General features: G+C 50.4%; 24 protein-coding genes. 19 read left to right on the forward strand and 5 right to left on the reverse strand.

Features of this window, described 5'->3' with window-relative positions:
* Positions 1 to 26: 26 nt before the first annotated feature.
* The 8 genes from corC (at position 27) to hscC (ending at position 8,888) form a co-directional block, all read left to right on the forward strand.
* Positions 27 to 905 carry a CNNM family magnesium/cobalt transport protein CorC gene (gene corC / locus AACS80_RS14690; protein ID WP_001278605.1) on the forward strand — a complete coding sequence of 293 codons (879 nt, stop codon included), beginning with the start codon at positions 27 to 29 and terminating at the stop codon, positions 903 to 905.
* A 24-nt stretch (positions 906 to 929) separates the two neighbouring features.
* Positions 930 to 2,468: an apolipoprotein N-acyltransferase gene (lnt, locus tag AACS80_RS14695; RefSeq protein ID WP_135409673.1), complete on the forward strand. Its 1,539-nt coding sequence runs from the start codon at positions 930 to 932 to the stop codon at positions 2,466 to 2,468.
* Between the two features lie 395 nt (positions 2,469 to 2,863).
* Positions 2,864 to 3,772: a glutamate/aspartate ABC transporter substrate-binding protein GltI gene (gene gltI / locus AACS80_RS14700; RefSeq protein ID WP_001309342.1), complete on the forward strand. Its 909-nt coding sequence runs from the start codon at positions 2,864 to 2,866 to the stop codon at positions 3,770 to 3,772.
* A 169-nt stretch (positions 3,773 to 3,941) separates the two neighbouring features.
* Positions 3,942 to 4,682 (forward strand): glutamate/aspartate ABC transporter permease GltJ, encoded by a 741-nt coding sequence (gltJ, locus tag AACS80_RS14705; protein ID WP_000020944.1) that lies wholly within the window; start codon positions 3,942 to 3,944, stop codon positions 4,680 to 4,682.
* A complete protein-coding gene (gene gltK, locus AACS80_RS14710) occupies positions 4,682 to 5,356 on the forward strand; it encodes a glutamate/aspartate ABC transporter permease GltK (protein ID WP_000272828.1) in 675 nt (224 codons plus the stop codon). The genes gltJ and gltK overlap by 1 nt, the downstream gene beginning before the upstream one ends.
* Positions 5,356 to 6,081 carry a glutamate/aspartate ABC transporter ATP-binding protein GltL gene (gltL, locus tag AACS80_RS14715; RefSeq protein WP_000631384.1) on the forward strand — a complete coding sequence of 242 codons (726 nt, stop codon included), beginning with the start codon at positions 5,356 to 5,358 and terminating at the stop codon, positions 6,079 to 6,081. The genes gltK and gltL overlap by 1 nt, the downstream gene beginning before the upstream one ends.
* A 117-nt stretch (positions 6,082 to 6,198) precedes the next feature.
* The gene (gene rihA / locus AACS80_RS14720) at positions 6,199 to 7,134 is read left to right on the forward strand and encodes a pyrimidine-specific ribonucleoside hydrolase RihA (RefSeq protein ID WP_135409672.1); all 936 of its coding nucleotides are present in this window, start codon (positions 6,199 to 6,201) and stop codon (positions 7,132 to 7,134) included.
* 83 nt (positions 7,135 to 7,217) lie between these two features.
* Positions 7,218 to 8,888: a molecular chaperone HscC gene (gene hscC / locus AACS80_RS14725; RefSeq protein WP_135409671.1), complete on the forward strand. Its 1,671-nt coding sequence runs from the start codon at positions 7,218 to 7,220 to the stop codon at positions 8,886 to 8,888.
* 59 nt (positions 8,889 to 8,947) lie between these two features.
* Here the strand turns inward: hscC and djlC are convergent, their stop codons facing one another.
* Both djlC and AACS80_RS14735 read right to left on the reverse strand, forming a co-directional pair.
* Entirely contained in the window at positions 8,948 to 10,399 is a 1,452-nt protein-coding gene (gene djlC, locus AACS80_RS14730; protein WP_135409670.1) for a co-chaperone DjlC, read from the reverse strand.
* Complete coding sequence (locus tag AACS80_RS14735) at positions 10,396 to 11,103, reverse strand: DUF1266 domain-containing protein (RefSeq protein WP_135409669.1); 708 nt, start codon at positions 11,101 to 11,103, stop codon at positions 10,396 to 10,398. Before AACS80_RS14735 ends, djlC begins: the two co-directional genes overlap by 4 nt.
* Positions 11,104 to 11,204: 101 nt before the next feature.
* Here AACS80_RS14735 and AACS80_RS14740 point away from each other — a divergent pair, with 101 nt between their 5' ends.
* Positions 11,205 to 11,759 (forward strand): tetratricopeptide repeat protein, encoded by a 555-nt coding sequence (locus tag AACS80_RS14740; RefSeq protein WP_130222604.1) that lies wholly within the window; start codon positions 11,205 to 11,207, stop codon positions 11,757 to 11,759.
* Between the two features lie 9 nt (positions 11,760 to 11,768).
* Here the strand turns inward: AACS80_RS14740 and AACS80_RS14745 are convergent, their stop codons facing one another.
* Both AACS80_RS14745 and AACS80_RS14750 read right to left on the reverse strand, forming a co-directional pair.
* Positions 11,769 to 13,196, reverse strand: a complete 1,428-nt coding sequence (locus AACS80_RS14745; protein WP_135409667.1) for a J domain-containing protein — start codon at positions 13,194 to 13,196, stop codon at positions 11,769 to 11,771.
* A complete protein-coding gene (locus AACS80_RS14750; protein WP_135409666.1) occupies positions 13,193 to 13,900 on the reverse strand; it encodes a DUF1266 domain-containing protein in 708 nt (235 codons plus the stop codon). The genes AACS80_RS14745 and AACS80_RS14750 overlap by 4 nt, the downstream gene beginning before the upstream one ends.
* Before the next feature lie 163 nt (positions 13,901 to 14,063).
* On the opposite strand from AACS80_RS14750, the gene ybeQ reads away from it, so the two are divergent.
* Positions 14,064 to 15,041, forward strand: a complete 978-nt coding sequence (gene ybeQ, locus AACS80_RS14755; protein WP_135409665.1) for a Sel1 family TPR-like repeat protein YbeQ — start codon at positions 14,064 to 14,066, stop codon at positions 15,039 to 15,041.
* A 70-nt stretch (positions 15,042 to 15,111) separates the two neighbouring features.
* On the opposite strand, the gene AACS80_RS14760 is transcribed toward ybeQ, so the two are convergent.
* Entirely contained in the window at positions 15,112 to 15,594 is a 483-nt protein-coding gene (locus AACS80_RS14760; protein ID WP_001044880.1) for a zinc ribbon-containing protein, read from the reverse strand.
* A 235-nt stretch (positions 15,595 to 15,829) separates the two neighbouring features.
* Between AACS80_RS14760 and leuS the strand changes: the two genes are divergently transcribed.
* The 9 genes from leuS to mrdB all read left to right on the forward strand — a co-directional run bounded on the left by leuS (position 15,830) and on the right by mrdB (position 25,409).
* Positions 15,830 to 18,412, forward strand: coding sequence for a leucine--tRNA ligase (leuS, locus tag AACS80_RS14765; protein ID WP_138183871.1), 2,583 nt, complete (start codon positions 15,830 to 15,832; stop codon positions 18,410 to 18,412).
* A 14-nt stretch (positions 18,413 to 18,426) separates the two neighbouring features.
* A complete protein-coding gene (gene lptE, locus AACS80_RS14770) occupies positions 18,427 to 19,005 on the forward strand; it encodes an LPS assembly lipoprotein LptE (protein ID WP_135409664.1) in 579 nt (192 codons plus the stop codon).
* Positions 19,005 to 20,036 (forward strand): DNA polymerase III subunit delta, encoded by a 1,032-nt coding sequence (gene holA, locus AACS80_RS14775; protein WP_130222596.1) that lies wholly within the window; start codon positions 19,005 to 19,007, stop codon positions 20,034 to 20,036. Before lptE ends, holA begins: the two co-directional genes overlap by 1 nt.
* A 1-nt stretch (position 20,037) precedes the next feature.
* Positions 20,038 to 20,679 (forward strand): nicotinate-nucleotide adenylyltransferase, encoded by a 642-nt coding sequence (gene nadD, locus AACS80_RS14780; protein WP_064528967.1) that lies wholly within the window; start codon positions 20,038 to 20,040, stop codon positions 20,677 to 20,679.
* Between the two features lie 23 nt (positions 20,680 to 20,702).
* The gene (locus AACS80_RS14785; RefSeq protein ID WP_135404663.1) at positions 20,703 to 21,314 is read left to right on the forward strand and encodes an adenosylcobalamin/alpha-ribazole phosphatase; all 612 of its coding nucleotides are present in this window, start codon (positions 20,703 to 20,705) and stop codon (positions 21,312 to 21,314) included.
* Positions 21,315 to 21,573: 259 nt separating this feature from the next.
* The gene (rsfS, locus tag AACS80_RS14790) at positions 21,574 to 21,891 is read left to right on the forward strand and encodes a ribosome silencing factor (RefSeq protein ID WP_001161662.1); all 318 of its coding nucleotides are present in this window, start codon (positions 21,574 to 21,576) and stop codon (positions 21,889 to 21,891) included.
* 3 nt (positions 21,892 to 21,894) lie between these two features.
* Positions 21,895 to 22,362, forward strand: a complete 468-nt coding sequence (gene rlmH / locus AACS80_RS14795) for a 23S rRNA (pseudouridine(1915)-N(3))-methyltransferase RlmH (protein WP_000776104.1) — start codon at positions 21,895 to 21,897, stop codon at positions 22,360 to 22,362.
* Between the two features lie 30 nt (positions 22,363 to 22,392).
* A complete protein-coding gene (gene mrdA, locus AACS80_RS14800; protein WP_130219433.1) occupies positions 22,393 to 24,294 on the forward strand; it encodes a peptidoglycan DD-transpeptidase MrdA in 1,902 nt (633 codons plus the stop codon).
* 2 nt (positions 24,295 to 24,296) lie between these two features.
* A complete protein-coding gene (gene mrdB / locus AACS80_RS14805) occupies positions 24,297 to 25,409 on the forward strand; it encodes a peptidoglycan glycosyltransferase MrdB (RefSeq protein WP_000131717.1) in 1,113 nt (370 codons plus the stop codon).
* Positions 25,410 to 25,414 lie beyond the last annotated feature (5 nt).

The raw sequence follows: 25,414 nt of genomic DNA on the forward strand, positions 1-25,414 counted from the left end.
ACTAACATGAGAACCCATACGACGCCATGAGCGACGACAATTCACACAGTAGTGACACGATAAGCAACAAGAAGGGATTTTTCTCCCTGTTACTCAGCCAACTTTTCCACGGTGAACCGAAAAACCGTGACGAACTGCTGGCGCTGATCCGTGATTCCGGGCAGAACGACCTTATCGACGAAGATACGCGCGATATGCTCGAAGGGGTAATGGACATCGCAGACCAACGCGTTCGCGACATCATGATCCCCCGCTCCCAGATGATTACCCTGAAACGCAACCAGACGCTGGACGAATGCCTTGATGTCATCATCGAGTCCGCCCACTCACGTTTCCCGGTGATTAGCGAAGACAAAGATCACATTGAAGGGATTCTGATGGCGAAAGACTTGCTGCCGTTTATGCGCAGCGATGCTGAAGCCTTCAGCATGGACAAAGTGTTACGTCAGGCGGTTGTCGTTCCTGAAAGTAAGCGCGTAGACCGGATGCTGAAAGAGTTTCGCTCTCAGCGTTACCACATGGCGATCGTCATTGACGAATTCGGTGGGGTTTCCGGTCTGGTGACCATTGAAGACATCCTGGAACTGATTGTTGGTGAGATTGAAGACGAGTATGACGAAGAAGATGATATCGACTTCCGTCAGCTGAGTCGTCATACCTGGACCGTGCGCGCACTGGCTTCCATTGAAGACTTCAACGAAGCGTTCGGCACCCACTTTAGCGATGAAGAGGTTGACACTATCGGTGGTTTGGTGATGCAGGCATTTGGGCATCTTCCGGCGCGTGGCGAAACTATCGACATCGACGGTTACCAGTTCAAAGTGGCGATGGCCGACAGTCGGCGTATTATTCAGGTTCATGTCAAAATCCCGGATGACTCACCCCAGCCGAAGCTGGATGAATAAAACCGAAACTGGATAGATAACTACATGGCTTTTGCCTCATTAATTGAACGCCAGCGCATTCGCCTGCTGCTGGCGTTATTATTCGGTGCCTGCGGAACGCTGGCCTTCTCTCCTTATGACGTCTGGCCTGCGGCGATTATTTCGCTGATGGGGCTTCAGGCGTTGACCTTTAACCGCCGTCCACTCCAGTCTGCCGCTATTGGCTTTTGCTGGGGATTTGGCCTCTTTGGCAGCGGTATTAACTGGGTCTATGTCAGCATCGCGACCTTTGGCGGAATGCCTGGCCCGGTTAACATCTTCCTGGTGGTACTGCTGGCGGCGTATCTGTCGCTGTATACCGGACTGTTTGCTGGCGTGTTGTCGCGTCTGTGGCCGAAAACCACCTGGCTACGCGTGGCGATTGCCGCCCCTGCTCTCTGGCAGGTGACCGAGTTTCTGCGCGGTTGGGTACTGACAGGCTTCCCGTGGTTACAGTTCGGCTATAGCCAGATTGATGGCCCGTTAAAAGGGCTGGCACCGATAATGGGCGTGGAAGCCATTAACTTCCTGCTAATGATGGTTAGCGGCCTGCTGGCACTGGCGTTGGTCAAACGCAACTGGCGTCCGCTGGCGGTGGCCGTCGTGCTGTTTGCCCTTCCCTTCCCGCTGCGTTACATCCAGTGGTTTACCCCGCAACCGGAGAAAACCATTCAGGTTTCGATGGTTCAGGGCGATATTCCGCAATCGCTGAAATGGGACGAAGGCCAGCTTCTTAATACGCTGAAGATTTACTACAACGCAACGGCACCGCTGATGGGCAAATCATCGTTGATTATCTGGCCGGAGTCAGCGATAACCGATCTGGAAATTAATCAGCAACCGTTCCTCAAAGAGCTGGATGGCGTTCTGCGTGAGAAAGGTAGCTCGTTGATCACCGGGATTGTCGACGCGCGTCTCAATAAGCAGAACCGCTACGATACCTACAACACCATCATCACGCTGGGTAAAGGTGCACCGTACAGCTACGAATCAGCCGATCGCTATAACAAAAACCATCTGGTGCCGTTTGGCGAGTTTGTCCCGCTGGAGTCGATTCTGCGTCCGTTAGCACCGTTCTTTGATCTGCCGATGTCGTCATTCAGCCGTGGGCCATATATCCAGCCACCGCTGTCGGTGAACGGCATTCAGCTCACTGCGGCCATTTGCTACGAGATCATTCTCGGCGAGCAAGTGCGCGATAACTTCCGCCCGGATACCGACTATCTGCTGACTATCTCCAACGATGCGTGGTTTGGTAAGTCTATTGGTCCATGGCAACACTTCCAGATGGCGCGAATGCGTGCGCTGGAGCTGGCGCGCCCGCTACTGCGCAGCACCAATAACGGCATTACGGCGGTGATTGGTCCTCAAGGTGAGATTCAGGCGATGATCCCGCAATTCACCCGCGAGGTGTTAACCACTAACGTGACGCCGACTACCGGACTCACGCCATACGCACGTACCGGCAACTGGCCGCTGTGGGTGCTGACGGCGCTGTTTGGTTTTGCCGCTGTGTTGATGAGTCTGCGTCAGCGACGTAAATAATCCCTTCTTATCGTGCCGGAATACATCCCGTATTTCGGCACGCTCGCCGGATGCGGCATGCACACCTTTTCCACCTTCACCATTCTTCTGTCCATTTCTGGCACATCTATTGCTTTGTTATACAAGGCAAACCTTGAACCGGCATTAGCGCAACCCGGTTGCACCACAACAATCCACCGGTAGCACCAAAAAGGTGCATTTTAAGAATTTTGCTTCGGAATGGTGCGGTGCATCTCGCAAAAACAAACAATAAAACAGCAATATCTTTACATTTGGCCAAACTAAATGTTACCTAACAAGCACAACACTGCACAATAAAGTTGCAGATGATAACAACACAAACACTCACAACGGGTATCCATGCGTTTTTAACGCAGAAGATAAAGGAGTTGGATATGCAATTACGTAAACCTGCCACAGCAATCCTGGCCCTGGCGCTTTCCGCAGGACTGGCACAGGCAGATGACGCCGCCCCGGCAGCGGGCAGTACACTAGACAAAATCGCCAAAAACGGTGTGATTGTGGTCGGTCACCGTGAATCTTCAGTACCTTTTTCTTATTACGACAATCAGCAAAAAGTGGTGGGTTACTCGCAGGATTACTCCAACGCCATTGTTGAAGCAGTGAAAAAGAAACTCAACAAACCGGACTTGCAGGTGAAACTGATTCCGATCACCTCACAAAACCGTATTCCTCTGCTGCAAAACGGCACTTTCGATTTTGAATGTGGTTCTACCACTAACAACGTCGAGCGCCAAAAACAGGCGGCTTTCTCCGACACTATTTTCGTGGTCGGTACGCGCCTGCTGACCAAAAAAGGCGGCGATATTAAAGATTTTGCCGACCTGAAAGACAAAGCCGTCGTAGTCACTTCCGGCACCACCTCTGAAGTTCTGCTCAACAAACTGAATGAAGAGCAAAAAATGAACATGCGCATCATCAGCGCCAAAGACCACGGTGACTCTTTCCGCACCCTGGAAAGCGGTCGTGCCGTTGCCTTTATGATGGATGATGCCCTGCTGGCCGGTGAACGTGCAAAGGCGAAGAAACCAGACAACTGGGAAATCGTCGGCAAGCCGCAGTCTCAGGAAGCTTACGGTTGCATGTTGCGTAAAGACGATCCGCAGTTCAAAAAGTTGATGGATGACACCATCGCTCAGGTCCAGACCTCCGGTGAAGCGGAAAAATGGTTTGATAAATGGTTCAAAAATCCAATTCCGCCGAAAAACCTGAACATGAATTTCGAACTGTCAGACGAAATGAAAGCACTGTTCAAAGAACCGAATGACAAGGCACTGAACTAATTACAAGAACCAGGGGCGGAAATTCCAGCCCTCTCGATTGTTACGTAGCACGGACAGACTATACGCCTGATGGTCGTTCCCCATCGGGCCTGAAAACCGCAATACGCTGGGTAACAATCTTCGAGGGTAGCAGTTAACGCTGCTACCCTCTTTTTTCTGGAGTAGATTTATGTCTATAGACTGGAACTGGGGTATTTTTTTACAACAAGCCCCGTTCGGCAACACCACCTATCTTGGTTGGATCTGGAGTGGTTTTCAGGTGACGATCGCTTTGTCGATCTGCGCCTGGATTATCGCTTTCCTCGTCGGTTCATTTTTCGGCATTTTACGTACCGTTCCAAACCGTTTTCTCTCCGGTCTGGGTACGTTGTATGTCGAACTGTTCCGCAACGTGCCGTTGATTGTGCAATTCTTTACCTGGTATCTGGTGATCCCAGAGCTGCTGCCGGAGAAAATCGGCATGTGGTTTAAGGCCGAGCTGGATCCCAATATTCAGTTTTTCCTTTCATCCATGCTCTGCCTGGGGCTGTTTACCGCCGCCCGTGTTTGCGAACAGGTACGCGCCGCCATTCAGTCGCTACCGCGCGGGCAGAAGAATGCCGCGCTGGCGATGGGGCTGACGCTGCCGCAGGCTTACCGCTATGTGCTGCTGCCTAACGCTTATCGCGTTATCGTCCCGCCGATGACTTCCGAGATGATGAACCTGGTGAAAAACTCCGCCATCGCCTCGACTATCGGTCTGGTAGATATGGCGGCGCAGGCGGGTAAATTGCTCGACTACTCGGCCCACGCCTGGGAGTCGTTTACCGCCATCACGCTGGCGTATGTGTTGATTAACGCGGTTATCATGCTGGTGATGACGCTGGTTGAACGTAAAGTTCGCCTGCCCGGCAATATGGGGGGCAAATAATGTACGAGTTTGACTGGAGTTCTATTGTCCCTTCCCTGCCGTATCTGCTGGATGGGCTGGTGATCACCCTGAAAATCACCGTCACGGCAGTCGTGATTGGTATTTTGTGGGGCACCATGCTGGCGGTGATGCGCTTATCGAGCTTTGCGCCCGTTGCCTGGTTTGCCAAAGCCTACGTTAACGTGTTCCGTTCGATCCCACTGGTAATGGTACTGTTGTGGTTTTACCTGATTGTGCCGGGTTTTCTGCAAAACGTGCTGGGATTATCGCCGAAAACCGATATTCGTTTAATTTCTGCGATGGTGGCGTTTTCGATGTTTGAAGCGGCCTACTATTCAGAGATTATCCGCGCCGGTATTCAAAGTATTTCTCGTGGTCAGTCGAGCGCCGCGCTGGCGTTGGGAATGACTCACTGGCAGTCGATGAAACTGATTATTCTGCCGCAGGCGTTCCGCGCGATGGTGCCGCTGCTGCTCACTCAGGGTATCGTACTGTTCCAGGATACCTCACTGGTGTATGTGTTATCTCTGGCCGATTTCTTCCGTACCGCCTCAACCATTGGTGAGCGTGATGGTACGCAGGTTGAGATGATCCTGTTTGCCGGATTTGTTTATTTCGTTATTAGCCTTAGCGCGTCGTTGTTGGTCAGCTACTTGAAAAGAAGGACAGCATAATGATTACCCTGAAAAATGTTTCAAAATGGTATGGTCACTTTCAGGTGCTGACCGACTGCTCAACCGAAGTGAAAAAAGGCGAAGTGGTGGTGGTTTGCGGCCCGTCTGGTTCTGGCAAATCAACGCTGATTAAAACCGTCAACGGCCTCGAACCGGTGCAGCAAGGTGAAATCACCGTCGATGGTATCGTGGTTAACGACAAGAAAACCGATCTGGCAAAGCTGCGTTCCCGCGTCGGGATGGTGTTCCAGCATTTCGAGCTGTTCCCTCATCTGTCGATTATCGAAAACCTGACCCTGGCGCAGGTGAAAGTGCTTAAACGCGATAAAGCGCCGGCTCGTGAAAAAGCATTGAAATTGCTGGAGCGCGTGGGACTTTCCGCACATGCCAATAAGTTTCCGGCGCAGCTTTCCGGCGGTCAGCAGCAGCGTGTGGCGATCGCTCGCGCATTGTGCATGGATCCTATTGCCATGCTGTTCGACGAACCGACATCGGCGCTGGATCCGGAGATGATCAACGAAGTGCTGGACGTGATGGTGGAACTGGCGAACGAGGGGATGACCATGATGGTGGTGACCCACGAAATGGGCTTTGCCCGTAAAGTGGCGAATAGAGTGATCTTTATGGACGAGGGAAAAATTGTCGAAGACTCGCCGAAAGACGCTTTCTTCGATGATCCGAAATCGGACCGCGCAAAAGACTTCCTCGCGAAAATCCTGCACTAATCCTTCTGGCGCGCATACCCAAGTGCGCGCCATCTCACGCTTTATCGTTTCGGTCCTCGTATCTGTTACATTCCGGCGTTACCCTTGTCGCAAAGAAACACACAACAAGGAGCAACAATGGCACTGCCAATTCTGTTAGATTGCGACCCAGGTCATGACGACGCTATCGCAATAGTTCTCGCCCTCGCCTCACCAGAGCTTGATGTCAAAGCCATCACATCTTCCGCCGGAAACCAGACACCCGATAAAACATTACGCAATGTTCTGCGTATGCTGACCTTGCTTAATCGCACCGATATTCCGGTAGCAGGCGGTGCGGTGAAACCGTTAATGCGTGAGTTGATTATCGCGGACAACGTACACGGCGAAAGCGGTCTGGATGGTCCGGCATTACCGGAACCGACGTTTGCACCGCAAAACTGTACGGCGGTAGAGCTGATGGCGAAAACGCTGCGTGAAAGTGCGGAACCTGTCACCATTGTTTCTACCGGACCGCAAACTAACGTCGCCTTGCTGCTCAATAGCCATCCGGAACTGCACAGCAAAATCGCCCGTATCGTGATTATGGGCGGTGCAATGGGGCTTGGTAACTGGACGCCAGCCGCCGAGTTTAATATTTACGTTGACCCGGAAGCAGCGGAGATTGTCTTCCAGTCAGGGATTCCGGTGGTGATGGCCGGTCTGGATGTCACTCACAAAGCACAAATCCACGTTGAAGACACCGAGCGTTTCCGCGCGATTGGTAACCCGATTTCAACCATTGTTGCCGAACTGCTGGATTTCTTCCTCGAATATCATAAAGACGAAAAATGGGGCTTTGTCGGCGCGCCGCTGCACGATCCGTGCACCATTGCCTGGCTATTGAAACCCGAGTTGTTTACCACCGCGGAGCGCTGGGTCGGCGTTGAAACACAGGGGAAATATACCCAGGGGATGACAGTTGTTGATTATTACTATCTGACCGGTAATAAACCGAATGCCACTGTAATGGTCGATGTTGATCGTCAGGGCTTTGTTGATTTACTGGCTGAACGTCTGAAATTTTACGCTTAATACTCCTTATTGATTAAGATCACCACGTTTTACCAGGGTGGTCTTAATCTGGTTATCTCTTTTTCTTTCAAGATATAAATGCAATGGATAATGCAGAACTCGCCATTGGTATCGATCTCGGTACTACCAATAGTTTAATTGCTGTCTGGAAAGACGGTGCCGCACAATTAATTCCAAATAAATTCGGTGAATATTTAACACCATCCATAATTAGCATGGATGAAAATAACCATATTCTGGTCGGTAAACCGGCAGTGTCCAGGCGCACATCGCATCCTGATAAAACCGCAGCGTTATTTAAACGCGCGATGGGCAGTAATACCAACTGGCGTTTAGGCGGTGACACATTTAATGCACCGGAATTGTCCTCTTTGGTATTGCGTTCATTAAAAGAAGATGCCGAAGAATTCCTGCAACAACCGATTAAAGATGTGGTGATCTCTGTTCCTGCTTATTTCAGTGATGAACAACGCAAGCATACCCGTTTAGCAGCAGAGTTAGCCGGGCTAAATGCAGTGCGCCTGATTAATGAGCCAACGGCAGCCGCGATGGCGTATGGCCTGCATACGCAGCAAAATACCCGCTCGCTGGTTTTTGATCTCGGTGGCGGCACGTTTGACGTCACGGTGCTCGAGTACGCCACGCCGGTGATTGAAGTTCACGCCTCCGCTGGCGATAACTTCCTCGGTGGCGAAGATTTTACTCATATGCTGGTCGATGAGGTTTTAAAACGCGCGGAAGTTGCCAAAACCACGCTTAACGAGAGCGAACTGGCAGCCTTATACGCCTGCGTGGAAGCGGCAAAATGTAGCAATCAATCGCCAATGCACATTCGCTGGCAGTACCAGGAAGAAACACGTGAATGCGAATTTTACGAGAACGAACTGGAAGATTTGTGGTTACCGCTACTCAACCGCTTGCGTGTGCCGATTGAACAGGCGTTGCGCGATGCACGTCTGAAGCCGAGTCAAATCGACAGCCTGGTACTGGTCGGCGGTGCGTCACAAATGCCGCTGGTGCAGCGAATCGCCGTGCGTCTGTTTGGCAAACTACCGTATCAAAGTTACGATCCGAGCACCATTGTCGCGCTGGGCGCAGCGATCCAGGCCGCCTGCCGCTTACGCAGCGAAGATATTGAAGAAGTGATCCTCACCGATATTTGCCCTTACTCGTTGGGCGTTGAAGTTAACCGCCAGGGCGTTTCCGGCATTTTCTCGCCGATTATTGAACGAAACACCACAGTGCCTGTATCGCGTGTAGAAACTTATTCAACCATGCACCCGGAACAGGATTCAATTACGGTTAACGTCTATCAGGGAGAAAACCACCAAGTTAAAAATAACATTCTGGTGGAATCATTCGATGTGCCGTTGAAGAAAACCGGGGCTTATCAGTCAATTGATATTCGCTTTAGTTATGATATCAACGGGTTGCTTGAAGTTGACGTGCTTCTGGAAGACGGCAGCGTTAAGTCCAGAGTCATTAATCACAGTCCGGTAACATTGAGCGCTCAGCAGATTGAAGAGAGTCGGGCGCGGTTATCCGCATTGAAAATTTATCCGCGCGATATGCTCATCAACCGTACCTTTAAAGCCAAACTGGAAGAGTTGTGGGCGCGGGCGCTGGGTGACGAGCGAGAAGAGATTGGCCGGGTGATCACCGATTTTGATGAGGCGTTACAGTCAAACGATATGGCCCGCGTCGATGAAGTTCGTCGACGGGCGAGCGATTATTTGGCCATTGAGATCCCTTAAACACGGCTGCCGGATGCGGCGTGAACGCTGCATCTGGCATCGGCGCAAAAAACACATCGTCAACTAAACAACATCGCGATTTTGCCGAGAGCATAACCTATCACCAGCACCGTTAAGCTGATTTTAATAATGCTGGTAATGCTCTGTGGTTTTTCATCCTCATCATTTTTCTCTTCATGATTTTCAGGTATAGGCTCATCGACATCTTCATCCACCGGTTCGAGTTTCACTTTCGTTAACAGCATCCGGGTGATAATGGCCTCTAATGGATGAGCGTCTCCGCCTTCCAGCCTTGTATTAAGACGGGTCAGCATCTCTTGTTTCGGAAACGCTTCCAGTACTACCTGTTCCGCTACCCGATACAGATCCAGTAACGGTGAATCTTGCCCTGTCTCGCTACCGACTCTCGATTTCCACCACGCCCATGCTTTGCGTTTGAAGAATAACGACTCGATAAACGATTGACCTAACGGCGATAATTTTCCGCTATGTAAAATTTCCGCCCATAGCAACCGCGTCCGGGCGCTCTCGCCAGGAACATATTTCAGCGGCTTACCTTGTGCATCAATCATGCTTCGCGCTTCGATAACCATCACTAATAACGCGAAGTAATCCGGGCAATGACGTTTGCTCCACTGCAATAACAAATTATCGGCTTGTGTAGATGGGTAACTTTCCCAGTACACGCAGAGATCGGCAAGCAGGCTTTCCCCCTCGCCGCAGTACAAACGTTGTGCACACTGGTAATGCCGGGCATCTTCGCTTTCTGGTTCTTCCGTTTGCCACTGTTGGGCAACAGGAATGAGTTCCGCCATACCTGTTTGCACCGAGCTGTACCAGCGCAGTAGTTTGCGATGCAACTTCGCATCATCAGGAATTAACCACGGACCTGCCATCGCCAAAAATGCAGTGACATAGTCAGGATGGTAACGACAGCAACGTTCCAGCGCGAAGTAATATTCAACAGTCTGGTTCTGTAACGCGACGGGATATTCCAGAAGGCTACGGAAATCGAAACAATCACCAGCCTGAATAGCCTCAAGAAAAGCCTCCCGCTCTTCTTCATCCATTCCTTCGCTGTCACTAAATGAATGCCAGTTCAAACGCTCTGCCAGCAAAGAAGCACAATTTAATGAAAGATATCGCGCTTCTATAGCGATTGCACACAGCGGCCAGCGTAATTGTTCGACATCCTCCATGTTCCAGGTATTTAATCGCTGAATAAATTTCTGCCAGGCGGAGGGCTGAAAACGATCACTTTCTGAATCCAGTAATGTCCTGAATGCACGTAGTATTTCATGTTCAGCGGCGGCATCTTTATCTTCATTATCTGCTTCCTCGACAGGATTTACCGCCAGTCGCAGCGCCTCTTCATAGGCCTGGCGTAACGCTTTAAACCCCTGCGGATCGGTTTCGGGATGACACAACGGTAAACGAGCAAGATAAGCCTGACGGATAATATCAACTTGTGTTGTGCTTTCGATTTCGAGGATTTGCCAACATGTTTTCATAGGTCGCTCACATCCTTAAGCGTTGCCGGGCATTCAGGCTGGTCAGTTAATGGCCGCCAGGGAAGCGTGGCATAGAAACGATCGCTTCCCGCTACCAGCTCTTCGAACATCCGACTCCCGGCGCTATCGTATTTGTACAAGGTCAGCGCCTCGCGTAGCGAAGCGTTGTCTTCGCACTGAGCGGATTGCCAGTAGAGACGTCCTAACGAATAGGCGGAAAAATAGTGCATCCAACTGTGATAGTAATGGTGTGCTCGTTCATAGACGCGCGATTGCAGCCATAAACTCTCTTCTTCCGTCAGCCACTTGTTGAGCACACCGACCCGTGACAGAAACCCCATTCGAACATAATCCCAGGCTTTGATTCCCCCTTCCCCGCAGCACATAGCGGTTTGTGCAACAAATTGGGTATAAATCAGCCCTCTGTCAGAGCCGCCAGCAATTAATGCTTTCCACTCTTCAGGTGAAGAGCGATGCCATGCCAGATATAACCCGGCTAAATCATTTGCGTGACCATCATCGGTCATTTGGTAAATAGTCTGAATTAAATCATCACGATTATTTATTCCCCAAGATGATGACAGATCAAATTCTTTTATTCCGGTATACATTTTTGGCGAGTCATGTGCAGGCTTGCATCCCTTATTAAGAATCTCCATTGTCGTAGAAAGCGCAAATAGAAGGCGTTGTTCTTCCTTATCCATTTATTAACAATCCTTTAAGTACATTAACTGACTACTTTTTTATTAATGATGAGTATAAACTTGACGCTTTCAAAATAAAAAGAAAATCGAAGTATTGATAAATGAACAAAAAAATATATTTTATATTCGCAATATTTATAGTTGCGGCTATCACTTGTATTAGCCAACCTAAGAAAACGACTTTGCGCGATAAAGCTATGGTGAATTATGTCTTTGATTATTTAAGATCACCAGGCAGTCTACCGTTTACCACGGCAGCAACGGAGCTTTCCGCGATTCATGGTCACTCAACGTCGCAATACCGCCTTGGCGAATTTTATCTTCATGGTAGCGGCGGTAAACCACTGGATTATACACAGGCGAGATACTGGTATGAGCAATCAGCAGAACAGGAAAATCCGCGCGCACAAAGCAAACTGGGGTGGATCTACCTGAAAGGCCTGGGAGTCAAACCCGATACCCGTAAAGCAATTCTCTGGTATAAGGAAGCAGCTGAACAAGGGTATGCTCATGCTCAATATACTTTGGGTTTGATCTACAGAAATGGCACTGGTATTAATGTTAACCATTATGAATCTCAAAAATGGTTAAAACTGGCCGCCAAACAACATTACAAAAATGCGGAAAGATTACTTGCCGGGCTTCCCGCACATTAACGTCGACTGTCACCCGAAGAGATGGAGTATTTTCCCTATCAAACCAGCAAAAATAAAAATATAGAAAATAATTTTAATGATGCCCAGACAGCCCGGCCCACCATCATCAACAGGCATTGGCTGCGGTTGCGGCTCCGGTTCGACGGTTTGCTTCTCGGTAAAATTCGCCGACTGAATTAATAATCGACGAATAATTAATGCTTCCAGTGGGCAACGATCTTCTGCATCAAGACGAGCGACGATCGGCATTAATGATTCTTCTGTAGGCTGGTTCGCCAGCACTAATTGTTTCGCAACTAAATATAATGGCCATAAGGGATGCTCTGTATCACGCGTGAGTGAGATTCGCGGCTTACGCCCTTTGTGCAAAACCATCTCGACCAGAGAACGCCCCAGCGCGGAGAGTTTTTCATCGCTGAGTATTTCGTATAATTGAAAGCGCGTACGGGCGCTGTCGCCAGGAACATAAAGTAACGATTTTCCCTGATCGTTAACCAGTTCACGAGCTTCAATCATCATCACCACTAATGGGTAATAATCGACCCGATGCTGACGGCACCATTGCAACATTAAAGCATCCGCCTGGGTAGAGGGAGACTTGCGCCAGTAATCACAAAGTTCTGCCAGCAGGTTTTCGCCTTCTCCACAATAGACACGTTGCGCGTATTCATAATAACGCGCATCTTCATTATCAGGTTCAGTTTCCCGCCACGACCGGGCGTAATCCAGGAGTTCAGGTAATCCCAGGCGGCTTGAGGTATACCAGCACAGTAAATTTCTGTGCAGTTTTGCATCATCGGGGATAATCACTGCGCGATGTTGCGCTAAATACAGTGTCAGCCATTCTGGATGCGATGACCAAATCCGAGCGAACATTTGGTAAAAATCAATGGTGTCATTTTGCACGGCAACGGACAGATGCAGGATGGTCTGGAAGTTAAAAATATTCCCCTTCGCAATGGCATATAAAAAGGATTCCAGTTCTTCTTCGTCTATTTCCCCGGTGTTTTCCTCCTGCAACCACCGCAATCTTTCTGCTAATAACACCACGCACTCGAAGGATAAATGGGCAGTGTTCATAGCTATCGCGCACAACAACCAGCGTAATTCATCAATCTCTTCCATCGAGCAATAATTTAATTGCTGAATGAATCGCTGCCAGGCTGAGGGCAGAAAACGTTCGCTATCAGAGGCAAGTAACGCACGAAAGGCGAGCAGAATTTCATGATCTGCAACTTCATGTTCTTCTGGTTGCCAAACAGATTTAGCAGGCGACTGCGCAATCCGTAGCGCGTCTTCATACGCCTGACGCAGTTGTTTAAAGCCCTGTGGATCGGTTTCTGGATGAAAGGACGGTAACAACCCCAGATAAGCGCGACGGATAATATCGACGTCAGTTGTTTCCTCTATGTCGAGGATCTTCCAGCAATTTTTCATAGGTCGCTCATATCCTTAAGCGTTTCCGGGCATGCGGGGTAGTTAGCCAGTTGTTGCCAGGGTAAGGTCGCGTAATATGCATCGTCACTGGCAAATAATTGATAAAACATATCATTGCCGGAGTCGTCGTATTCTTTACGCGCTAAGAATTCACGTAATAAAGGCAGATTATCATCCTCGGGAGACTGCCAATATTGCCGACCAAAGGTATAACCGGCAAAGTATTGCCGCCAGTTACTATAATAACGTAGAGTCCGTAGATGAATGCGCGACTGGATCCATAGACTTTCTTCTTCACTCAACCAGTTATTAAGTACGCCCATCCGGCTTAAAAAACCCATCCGGACATAATCCCAGGCTTTGATCCCCCCTTCGCCACAGCATTCGGCGGTGCTGGCGACAAATTGCGCGTAAGCCTGACCTTGCTCATTTAATTCAGCAAGATAGTCACGCCATTCACATGGCGAATAACGAAACCAGCGGTGATAAAATCCTGCCAACCGAGCGGCATGACCGTTATCGATCATTCGGTGAATTGTGCGCAGCAGGTCATCACGGTCATCAATTCCCCAGGAGGAAGAAAGGTCAAAAAAGCATGTACCTAAATACATTTTGGGGGATGAATGCGAAGGTAAACAGCATTCATTGCGTATTTCCATCGGAGTGGAAAGTGCAAACAATATTTTTTGCGACTCCATGTCCATATAATTTATCCTTAAACATTCATTTAATGAATGCAAACCACATTACGAGGCTCATTTATTTATACTTTTCTGACGCAACATAATACGCATAAAATAAGGTTTACGCAAAAATGGAACATATAAAAATATAATATGCTTTATCTGCAACCATAAGGAAATGATAATGATATTTACGTCAAGTTGCTGCGATAATTTATCAATAGATGAGATTATCGAACGTGCTGAACAAGGCGATAGTGAAGCTCAATATATTGTTGGATTTTATTACAATCGCGATAGTGCAATTGACTCTCCGGACGACGAAAAGGCCTTTTACTGGCTAAAGCTTGCCGCTGAGCAAGGCCATTGTGAAGCACAATATTCCTTAGGGCGGAAATACTCCGAGGATAAAAGCCGTCATAAAGATAATGAGCAAGCCATCTTTTGGCTGAAAAAAGCAGCCCTACAAGGACATACTTTCGCTTCCAACGTCCTTGGCTGGATACTGGATCGTGGAGAAGACCCCAACGATAAAGAAGCGGTTGCCTGGTATCAGATAGCCGCGGAGAGCGGAATGTCTTATGCGCAAAATAATCTTGGGTGGATGTACAGAAATGGCAACGGAGTCGCACAAGACTATGCGCTGGCATTTTTCTGGTACAAACAAGCTGCATTGCAAGGCCATAGTGACGCGCAAGACAATCTGGCCGATCTTTATAAAGATGGAGAAGGCGTTGCTCAAAACAAGACTCTCGCCGCATTCTGGTATTTGAAAAGCGCACAGCAGGGTAATCGGCACGCCCAGTTTCAAATTGCGTGGGCTTATAACGCTGGCGAAGGGGTAGACCAGGACTATAAACAAGCGATGTACTGGTATCTGAAGGCTGCCGCTCAGGGAAGCATCGGCGCTTACGTTAACATCGGCTATATGTATAAACATGGGCAAGGCGTTGAGAAAGATTATAACGCGGCCTTTGAATGGTTTACGAAAGCCGCTGAATGCGATCATGCCACTGCCTGGTATAACCTGGCCATTATGTATCACTACGGAGAAGGAAGACCTGTTGATCTCCGACAGGCTCTCGACCTGTATCGTAAAGTTCAGTCATCCGGTACCAGAGATGTCAGTCAAGAAATCCGTGAGATTGAAGATTTACTGTAGAGATAAAAAACAAGGGCCGGGGAATTTCATTCGGCCCAAATTCTCTTTATTGGTGTGCAAAATCAAACTATTACGGCTCGAACGGACGTCTCTGGAACTGATCATGACCACACTTCGGGCATAGCGTCAGCACTTCCGGCGTGTAGATCGGGAGATGGAAGTGACATTTTTCGCAGACCAGATTCCCCAGCCCTACCACTTCTCCGCTGTGATAAACCCCGTGATGATTGAGATCCTGGAAAACTTCACGCCATTCAAGCTGCGTTTTATCGGTGATGTCCGCCAGTTCCTGCCAGAGGCTTTCTTTAATCACCCGCATAAAAACGCTGTCGGATTCTTCCTTCAGGCTCTCTTCATAACTCATGGCGAACTCTTCCAGGTCACGTCTGACGGCCCGAGTCAGTTCATCGACCTCGGTCCGCGTTAACTCCCCTGTTTTTATTACACGCTCACGCGCCTGTTCTACCAGTGCATCGATATCGCGTTCGCCATTACGCAGTCGCTCGCTTAATGACGCCACCAGTTCACGGTAATATTGAGCAACCTTGTTCATCATTTCATCTCCCGTGTCGTTAACTGGCTATAATAATAGACGTTATTTACGCTCAACTTTGCAAGACTGCCCACAGAGTGTGTAAATTCGTGCAAGGATTACCGCTGTGCGATTTCAACGTCGAGTGCGCGAAAGGCTGTTTTGACGCGGACGTTTGGGCTATGCTATGCGGATCTGAAAAACCACCTCTAACGCTACTTTTGTAGCCGTAATGAAAACAGGACCACTGGCTGCCATGCAAGAGCAATACCGCCCGGAAGAGATAGAATCCAAAGTACAGCTTCACTGGGATGAGAAGCGCACATTTGAAGTAACCGAAGACGAGAGCAAAGAGAAGTATTACTGCCTGTCTATGCTTCCCTATCCTTCTGGTCGACTACACATGGGCCACGTACGTAACTACACCATCGGTGACGTGATCGCCCGTTACCAGCGCATGCTGGGCAAAAACGTTCTGCAGCCGATCGGCTGGGACGCGTTTGGTCTGCCTGCGGAAGGCGCGGCGGTAAAAAACAACACCGCGCCAGCACCGTGGACGTACGACAACATCGCGTACATGAAAAACCAGCTCAAAATGCTGGGCTTTGGTTATGACTGGAGCCGCGAGCTGGCAACCTGTACGCCGGAATACTACCGTTGGGAACAGAAATTCTTCACCGAGCTGTATAAAAAAGGCCTGGTGTATAAGAAGACCTCTGCGGTCAACTGGTGCCCGAACGACCAGACCGTACTGGCGAACGAACAGGTTATCGACGGCTGCTGCTGGCGCTGCGATACCAAAGTTGAACGTAAAGAGATCCCGCAGTGGTTTATCAAAATCACCGCTTACGCTGACGAACTGCTCAACGATCTGGATAAACTGGATCACTGGCCAGACACCGTTAAAACCATGCAGCGTAACTGGATTGGTCGTTCCGAAGGCGTAGAAATCACCTTCAACGTTAACGGCTATGACAACACGCTGACTGTTTATACTACTCGCCCGGACACCTTTATGGGTTGTACCTACCTGGCGGTAGCGGCAGGTCATCCGCTGGCGCAGAAAGCGGCGGAAAATAATCCAGAACTGGCGGCCTTTATTGACGAATGCCGTAACACCAAAGTTGCCGAGGCCGAAATGGCGACGATGGAGAAAAAAGGCGTCGATACTGGCTTTAAAGCGGTTCACCCATTAACGGGCGAAGAAATTCCCGTTTGGGCAGCAAACTTCGTATTGATGGAGTACGGCACGGGCGCAGTTATGGCGGTTCCGGGTCACGACCAACGCGACTACGAGTTTGCCTCTAAATACGGCCTGAACATCAAACCAGTTATCCTGGCAGCTGACGGCTCTGAGCCCGATCTTTCTCAGCAGGCACTGACTGAAAAAGGCGTGCTGTTCAACTCTGGCGAGTTCAACGGTCTTGACCATGAAGCGGCCTTCAACGCCATCGCCGATAAACTGACTGCGATGGGCGTTGGCGAGCGTAAAGTGAACTACCGCCTGCGCGACTGGGGTGTTTCCCGTCAGCGTTACTGGGGCGCACCGATTCCGATGGTGACGCTGGAAGACGGTACTGTAATGCCGACCCCGGACGACCAGCTGCCGGTGATCCTGCCGGAAGATGTGGTGATGGACGGCATTACCAGCCCGATTAAAGCAGATCCGGAGTGGGCAAAAACTACCGTTAACGGTATGCCAGCGCTGCGTGAAACCGACACTTTCGACACCTTTATGGAGTCCTCCTGGTACTATGCGCGCTACACTTGCCCGCAGTACAAAGAAGGTATGCTGGATTCCGAAGCGGCTAACTACTGGCTGCCGGTGGATATCTACATTGGTGGTATCGAACACGCCATCATGCACCTGCTCTACTTCCGCTTCTTCCACAAACTGATGCGTGATGCAGGCATGGTGAACTCTGACGAACCAGCGAAACAGTTGCTGTGTCAGGGTATGGTGCTGGCAGATGCCTTCTACTATGTTGGCGAAAACGGCGAACGTAACTGGGTTTCCCCGGTTGATGCTATCGTTGAACGTGACGAGAAAGGCCGTATCGTGAAAGCGAAAGACGCGGCAGGCCATGAACTGGTTTATACCGGCATGAGCAAAATGTCCAAGTCGAAGAACAACGGTATCGACCCGCAGGTGATGGTTGAACGTTACGGCGCGGACACCGTTCGTCTGTTTATGATGTTTGCTTCTCCGGCGGATATGACTCTTGAATGGCAGGAGTCCGGCGTGGAAGGGGCTAACCGCTTCCTGAAACGTGTCTGGAAACTGGTGTACGAGCATACTGCGAAAGGCGATGTTGCGGCACTGAACGTCGATGCACTGACTGAAGATCAGAAAGCGCTGCGTCGCGATGTGCATAAAACGATCGCTAAAGTGACCGATGATATCGGCCGTCGTCAGACCTTCAACACCGCAATTGCGGCGATTATGGAGCTGATGAACAAACTGGCGAAAGCACCGACCGATGGCGAGCAGGATCGCGCCCTGATGCAGGAAGCGCTGCTGGCAGTAGTTCGTATGCTTAACCCGTTCACCCCACACATCTGTTTCACGCTGTGGCAGGAGCTGAAAGGCGAAGGCGATATCGACAACGCGCCGTGGCCGGTGGCTGACGAAAAAGCGATGGTGGAAGACTCCACGCTGGTCGTTGTTCAGGTTAACGGTAAAGTCCGTGCCAAAATCACCGTTCCGGTGGACGCAACGGAAGAACAGGTTCGCGAACGTGCTGGCCAGGAACATCTGGTAGCAAAATATCTTGATGGCGTTACCGTGCGTAAAGTGATTTACGTACCAGGTAAACTCCTCAATCTGGTCGTTGGCTAAGCGCGGGAGGAAGCGTGCGATATCTGGCAACATTGTTGTTATCTCTGGCGGTGTTAATCACCGCCGGGTGTGGCTGGCATCTGCGTGATACCACGCAGGTCCCTTCCACTATGAAGGTTATGATCCTGGACTCCGGTGACCCGAACGGGCCGTTAAGCCGTGCAGTGCGTAATCAGTTACGTCTGAACGGCGTCGAGTTGCTCGATAAAGAAACCACGCGTAAGGATGTTCCATCCCTGCGTCTGGGCGCTGTATTAATCTCACAGGATACCGCGTCGGTTTTCCGTAATGGTCAAACTGCGGAATATCAGATGGTGATGACTGTTAGCGCGTCGGTATTGATTCCTGGACGAGATATCTACCCGATTAGCGCCAAAGTCTTCCGTTCGTTCTTCGATAACCCGCAAATGGCGTTAGCGAAAGATAACGAGCAGGACATGATCATTAAAGAGATGTACGACCGTGCCGCCGAACAGCTTATTCGTAAGCTGCCAAGCATTCGCGCTGCGGACGTCCGTTCCGACGAAGAAACGTCGACAACAACGGATACCACAGCAACGCCTGCACGCGTCTCCACCACGCTGGGTAACTGATGATTCGGTTGTACCCGGAACAGCTCCGCGCGCAGCTCACTGAAGGGTTGCGCGCGGCCTATCTTTTACTTGGTAACGATCCCCTGTTGTTGCAAGAAAGCCAGGACGCCATTCGTCAGGTCGCCGCCGCACAAGGGTTTGAAGAACACCATACTTTTTCCATTGATCCCAACACGGACTGGAACGCAATATTTTCGCTATGCCAGGCAATGAGCCTGTTTGCCAGTCGGCAAACTTTGTTGTTAGTGCTACCTGAAAATGGACCAAATGCGGCGATCAATGAACAACTCCTCACGCTCACCGGATTGCTGCATGACGATTTGCTGTTGATCGTACGCGGTAATAAATTGAGCAAAGCGCAGGAAAATGCCGCCTGGTTTACCGCGCTTGCAAACCGTAGCGTGCAGGTTACTTGCCAGACCCCAGAACAAGCCCAGCTTCCTCGCTGGGTTGCCGCGCGAGCAAAACAGCTCAATTTAGAACTGGATGACGCGGCGAATCAGGTGCTCTGCTACTGTTATGAAGGAAACCTGCTGGCACTGGCACAGGCACTGGAGCGTTTATCGCTACTCTGGCCGGACGGCAAACTGACACTGCCGCGCGTTGAGCAAGCGGTGAATGATGCCGCTCATTTCACCCCTTTTCATTGGGTTGACGCTTTGTTGAGTGGCAAAAGCAAGCGTGCATTGCATATTCTTCAGCAGTTGCGCCTGGAAGGCAGTGAGCCGGTGATATTGTTGCGTACTTTGCAACGTGAGCTATTGCTGCTAGTTAATCTGAAGCGTCAGTCTGCTCATACTCCACTGCGTGCGCTGTTTGATAAGCATCGGGTATGGCAGAACCGTCGTAACATGATTAGCGAAGCGCTAAATCGCCTGAGTCAGCCACAGTTACGTCAGGCTGTACAACTCCTGACACGAACGGAACTTACTCTCAAACAAGATTACGGTCAGTCCGTGTGGGCAGAACTGGAGGGATTATCTCTTCTTTTGTGTCATAAACCACTGGCAGACGTATTTATCGACGGTTGATATGAAATCTTTACAAGCTCTGTTTGGCGGCACCTTCGACCCGGTGCATTATGGCCATCTAAAACCCGTGGAAACGCTGGCGAATCTGATTGGTCTGACGCGAGTAACGATTATCCCTAACAACGTTCCTCCGCATCGCCCCCAGCCTGAAGCGAACAGCGTGCAGCGAAAACATATGCTTGAACTGGCGATTGCCGACAAGTCGCTGTTTACCCTTGATGAACGCGAGTTAAAGCGTAATGCCCCCTCTTACACGTCGCAGACGTTAAAAGAGTGGCGACAGGAGCAAGGCCCAGATGTGCCGCTGGCGTTTATTATCGGTCAGGACTCGCTGCTGAACTTTCCGACCTGGTATGAATACGAAACGATTCTCGACAATGCACATTTGATAGTCTGTCGACGTCCAGGTTATCCGCTGGAAATGGCACAGCCGCAGTACCAGCAGTGGCTGGAAGATCATTTGACGCATAATCCGGAAGATCTGCATCTTCAGCCTGCTGGTAAAATTTATCTCGCCGAAACGCCGTGGTTCAACATCTCGGCGACAATCATCCGCGAACGTTTGCAAAACGGCGAATCTTGTGAGGAATTGTTACCAGAATCAGTACTGACTTACATTAACCAACAAGGCTTGTATCGCTGATATCTGCCGTCACGGAGGGAATGATGCGACTGTGGTTAATTCGTCACGGTGAAACGCAAGCGAATGTCGACGGGTTATACAGCGGTCATGCGCCTACACCACTTACAGAGCGCGGTATCGCGCAGGCGAAAAGCTTGCATACACTGCTACGTGATGTTCCCTTCGATAGGGTTTTATGCAGTGAACTGGAACGGGCGCAGCACACCGCGCGCCTGGTTCTTGACGACCGTCAACTCCCTGTGCAAATCATCCCTGAACTCAACGAAATGTTTTTTGGTGACTGGGAAATGCGGCATCATCGCGAGCTGATGCAAGAAGATGCCGAAAACTATAGTGCCTGGTGCAATGACTGGCAGCATACCGTCCCTACTCGCGGTGAAGGCTTTCAGGCATTTTCACAGCGGATAGAAAGGTTTATTGCCGGACTTGGTGAGTATCAGCAGCACAAAAACATATTGATCGTTAGCCACCAGGGTGTGTTGAGCCTGTTGATTGCCCGCTTAATCGGCATGCCTCCCGAGGCAATGTGGCATTTTCGTGTAGACCAGGGCTGCTGGAGCGCCATTGATATCAATGACGAGTTCGCAACTCTACGTGTCCTCAATAGCCGCGCCATCTGGTGCGAAGATGCATGACTTTTCTGTTTTTTTACAGGTAAGCCGCAACGGACATTGACAGGCCCGGGCAGGCTGATATTCTCCGCAACCTGACGTTTCCGCCATACACGACTTTGTAGAAATTGTTTTACAAAAATGGCGATGCAATCTGTGACGCGGGGTGGGATGATAGCCCACTTTCAAGAGCCGATTTGCTGACATTTGTCCCGAAATCGCCTCTGCTTCAGGTATACTGACAGACCATTTTTATCTTTTTTATTTCACCCAGGGGGAAAACTTGCAGGGTAAAGCACTCCAGGATTTTGTTATCGACAAAATTGATGACCTCAAAGGTCAGGACATCATCGCCTTAGACGTTCAGGGCAAATCCAGTATCACCGACTGTATGATCATCTGTACGGGAACATCCAGCCGTCATGTTATGTCCATTGCCGACCACGTGGTTCAGGAATCTCGCGCGGCGGGTTTATTGCCCCTCGGCGTTGAAGGTGAAAACGGCGCCGACTGGATTGTGGTCGATCTGGGTGATGTGATTGTCCATGTTATGCAGGAAGAGAGCCGTCGCCTGTATGAGCTGGAAAAACTCTGGAGTTAATGCGTGAAGCTGCAACTTGTCGCCGTGGGAACGAAAATGCCGGACTGGGTACAAACCGGTTTTACCGAGTACCTGCGTCGTTTTCCGAAAGATATGCCTTTTGAACTGATTGAAATTCCGGCGGGAAAACGCGGCAAGAACGCGGATATCAAGCGCATACTCGACAAAGAGGGTGAGCAAATGCTGGCGGCTGCCGGTAAAAACCGCATTGTCACCCTCGATATCCCAGGCAAGCCCTGGGACACGCCGCAGTTAGCCGCTGAACTGGAACGCTGGAAGCTGGATGGCCGCGATGTCAGCTTGCTGATTGGCGGGCCGGAAGGGTTATCGCCTGCCTGTAAAGCGGCGGCAGAACAAAGCTGGTCACTTTCGGCGCTTACCCTCCCCCATCCGCTGGTTCGCGTACTGGTCGCAGAGAGTCTGTACCGGGCGTGGAGCATTACCACCAACCATCCTTATCACCGTGAGTGATATGGTAGCCTTAAGTAGAAAACGCAGCGGATGAAATTACAGAACTCTTTTCGCGACTATTCGGCAGAGTCCGCGCTGTTTGTGCGCCGGGCGCTGGTCGCCTTTTTGGGGATTTTGCTGCTAACCGGCGTGCTCATCGCCAACTTGTATAACCTACAAATTGTTCGCTTTACCGATTACCAGACCCGTTCTAATGAAAACCGCATTAAGCTGGTGCCTATCGCCCCCAGCCGCGGCATTATCTACGACCGTAACGGTATCCCTCTGGCGCTCAACCGAACTATCTATCAGATAGAGATGATGCCGGAGAAAGTCGATAACGTGCAGCAGACTCTGGACGCCCTGCGCAGCGTGGTTGACCTGACCGATGACGATATCGCCGCGTTTCGAAAGGAGCGTGCACGTTCGCACCGTTTTACCTCTATTCCGGTGAAAACCAACCTGACTGAAGTTCAGGTGGCGCGTTTCGCCGTTAACCAGTACCGTTTTCCAGGTGTGGAAGTTAAAGGCTATAAACGTCGTTACTATCCTTATGGTTCAGCGCTGACACACGTTATCGGTTATGTCTCGAAAATTAACGATAAAGACGTCGAGCGACTAAATAATGACGGCAAACTGGCCAACTATGCCGCAACACATGATATCGGCAAGCTGGGGATTGAACGTTACTACGAAGATGTTCTGCACGGCCAGACGGGTTATGAAGAAGTTGAAGTTAACAACCGCGGTCGCGTCATCCGCCAGTTAAAAGAAGTATCGCCGCAGGCCGGGCATGATATTTACCTGACAATTGATCTCAAGCTCCAGCAGTATATTGAAACACTGCTGGCGGGCAGTCGTGCCGCTGTTGTAGTCACCGATCCGCGTACAGGTGGCGTGCTGGCGCTGGTTTCTACGCCAAGTTACGACCCAAACCTGTTTGTTGACGGTATCTCCAGCAAAGATTATTCCGCGTTGCTGAACGACCCGAACACACCACTGGTGAACCGTGCCACGCAGGGGGTTTATCCGCCAGCGTCGACGGTTAAACCTTATGTGGCGGTTTCGGCATTAAGTGCAGGGGTGATCACCCGTAATACCAGCCTGTTTGATCCTGGATGGTGGCAGTTGCCGGGATCTGAAAAGCGTTATCGTGACTGGAAAAAATGGGGCCACGGTCGCCTGAATGTCACTAAATCGCTGGAAGAGTCAGCAGATACCTTCTTCTATCAGGTTGCCTACGATATGGGCATCGACCGCCTTTCTGAATGGATGGGTAAATTTGGCTACGGTCATTACACCGGTATCGACCTGTCGGAAGAACGTTCCGGTAATATGCCGACCCGCGAATGGAAACAGAAACGCTTTAAAAAACCGTGGTATCAGGGTGACACCATTCCTGTCGGTATCGGTCAGGGGTACTGGACAGCGACCCCTATCCAGATGAACAAAGCACTGATGATCCTGATTAACGACGGTATTGTGAAGGTTCCGCATTTGCTGATGAGCACCGCCGAAAATGGCAAACAAGTGCCGTGGGTACAGCCGCATGAACCGCCGGTAGGCGATATTCATTCCGGTTACTGGGAACTGGCGAAAGACGGCATGTTTGGTGTTGCTAACCGTCCTAACGGTACGGCACATAAATACTTTGCCAGCGCGCCCTACAAAATTGCGGCGAAATCCGGTACCGCGCAGGTCTTCGGCCTGAAGGCGAACGAAACCTATAATGCGCACAAAATTGCCGAGCGTCTGCGCGACCACAAACTGATGACCGCGTTTGCGCCGTATAACAATCCGCAAGTCGCTGTCGCTATGATTCTGGAAAACGGCGGGGCTGGCCCGGCGGTCGGTACGCTGATGCGCCAGATCCTCGACCATATTATGCTTGGTGACAACAACACCGATCTGCCTGCAGAAAACCCGGCGGTTACTGCTGCGGAGGACCATTAATCATGACGGATAATCCGAATAAAAAAACATTCTGGGATAAAGTCCATCTTGATCCCACAATGCTACTGATCTTACTGGCATTACTGGTCTACAGCGCCCTGGTAATCTGGAGCGCCAGCGGCCAGGACATCGGCATGATGGAGCGTAAAATCGGCCAGATCGCGATGGGGCTGGTCATTATGGTGGTGATGGCCCAAATTCCGCCGCGCGTTTATGAAGGCTGGGCGCCCTATCTCTATATCATCTGTATTATTTTGCTGGTAGCGGTAGATGCCTTTGGGGCCATCTCCAAAGGCGCTCAACGTTGGCTGGATCTCGGTATCGTTCGTTTCCAGCCCTCGGAAATCGCCAAAATAGCTGTGCCGCTCATGGTGGCTCGCTTTATCAACCGTGACGTTTGCCCGCCGTCGTTAAAAAATACCGCCATCGCGCTGGTGCTGATTTTTATGCCCACGTTGCTGGTGGCAGCGCAGCCTGACCTGGGAACGTCAATCCTCGTTGCGCTTTCCGGTCTGTTTGTACTGTTTCTCTCCGGACTTAGCTGGCGCCTGATTGGCGTTGCAGTGGTACTGGTGGCAGCATTTATCCCAATCTTGTGGTTCTTCCTGATGCATGATTACCAGCGCCAGCGCGTAATGATGCTACTCGACCCGGAATCAGACCCACTTGGCGCGGGCTATCACATTATTCAGTCTAAAATTGCTATTGGCTCCGGCGGATTACGCGGTAAAGGCTGGCTGCACGGTACCCAGTCACAGCTTGAATTTCTGCCCGAACGCCATACCGATTTTATCTTCGCGGTACTGGCGGAAGAGTTGGGATTAGTGGGTATTTTGATTCTGCTTGCTCTCTATATTCTGCTCATCATGCGCGGACTGTGGATTGCAGCCAGAGCACAAACTACCTTTGGTCGCGTCATGGCTGGCGGCTTAATGCTGATATTATTCGTTTATGTCTTCGTAAATATTGGTATGGTAAGCGGTATTCTGCCGGTTGTAGGGGTTCCACTCCCGCTGGTCAGTTATGGAGGATCGGCGCTCATAGTGCTGATGGCTGGGTTTGGGATTGTGATGTCAATCCACACCCACAGGAAAATGTTGTCGAAAAGCGTGTAAGAGGT

The sequence above is a fragment of the Escherichia sp. E4385 genome (assembly GCF_963883145.1).
GTDB lineage: Bacteria > Pseudomonadota > Gammaproteobacteria > Enterobacterales > Enterobacteriaceae > Escherichia.

Bases quoted from the DNA above. Each gene is read 5' to 3' on its own strand.
- AACS80_RS14740 (WP_130222604.1), top strand. From the start codon at position 11,205: ATGAACAAAAAAATATATTTTATATTCGCAATATTTATAGTTGCGGCT.
- AACS80_RS14760 (WP_001044880.1), bottom strand. From the start codon at position 15,594: ATGAACAAGGTTGCTCAATATTACCGTGAACTGGTGGCGTCATTAAGC.
- gltI (WP_001309342.1), top strand. From the start codon at position 2,864: ATGCAATTACGTAAACCTGCCACAGCAATCCTGGCCCTGGCGCTTTCC.
- ybeQ (WP_135409665.1), top strand. From the start codon at position 14,064: ATGATATTTACGTCAAGTTGCTGCGATAATTTATCAATAGATGAGATT.
- AACS80_RS14745 (WP_135409667.1), bottom strand. From the start codon at position 13,196: ATGAAAAATTGCTGGAAGATCCTCGACATAGAGGAAACAACTGACGTC.
- rihA (WP_135409672.1), top strand. From the start codon at position 6,199: ATGGCACTGCCAATTCTGTTAGATTGCGACCCAGGTCATGACGACGCT.
- leuS (WP_138183871.1), top strand. From the start codon at position 15,830: ATGCAAGAGCAATACCGCCCGGAAGAGATAGAATCCAAAGTACAGCTT.
- gltK (WP_000272828.1), top strand. From the start codon at position 4,682: ATGTACGAGTTTGACTGGAGTTCTATTGTCCCTTCCCTGCCGTATCTG.
- djlC (WP_135409670.1), bottom strand. From the start codon at position 10,399: ATGAAAACATGTTGGCAAATCCTCGAAATCGAAAGCACAACACAAGTT.
- AACS80_RS14785 (WP_135404663.1), top strand. From the start codon at position 20,703: ATGCGACTGTGGTTAATTCGTCACGGTGAAACGCAAGCGAATGTCGAC.
- mrdA (WP_130219433.1), top strand. From the start codon at position 22,393: ATGAAATTACAGAACTCTTTTCGCGACTATTCGGCAGAGTCCGCGCTG.
- AACS80_RS14735 (WP_135409669.1), bottom strand. From the start codon at position 11,103: ATGGATAAGGAAGAACAACGCCTTCTATTTGCGCTTTCTACGACAATG.
- holA (WP_130222596.1), top strand. From the start codon at position 19,005: ATGATTCGGTTGTACCCGGAACAGCTCCGCGCGCAGCTCACTGAAGGG.
- corC (WP_001278605.1), top strand. From the start codon at position 27: ATGAGCGACGACAATTCACACAGTAGTGACACGATAAGCAACAAGAAG.
- nadD (WP_064528967.1), top strand. From the start codon at position 20,038: ATGAAATCTTTACAAGCTCTGTTTGGCGGCACCTTCGACCCGGTGCAT.
- hscC (WP_135409671.1), top strand. From the start codon at position 7,218: ATGGATAATGCAGAACTCGCCATTGGTATCGATCTCGGTACTACCAAT.
- AACS80_RS14750 (WP_135409666.1), bottom strand. From the start codon at position 13,900: ATGGACATGGAGTCGCAAAAAATATTGTTTGCACTTTCCACTCCGATG.
- gltJ (WP_000020944.1), top strand. From the start codon at position 3,942: ATGTCTATAGACTGGAACTGGGGTATTTTTTTACAACAAGCCCCGTTC.
- lnt (WP_135409673.1), top strand. From the start codon at position 930: ATGGCTTTTGCCTCATTAATTGAACGCCAGCGCATTCGCCTGCTGCTG.
- mrdB (WP_000131717.1), top strand. From the start codon at position 24,297: ATGACGGATAATCCGAATAAAAAAACATTCTGGGATAAAGTCCATCTT.
- gltL (WP_000631384.1), top strand. From the start codon at position 5,356: ATGATTACCCTGAAAAATGTTTCAAAATGGTATGGTCACTTTCAGGTG.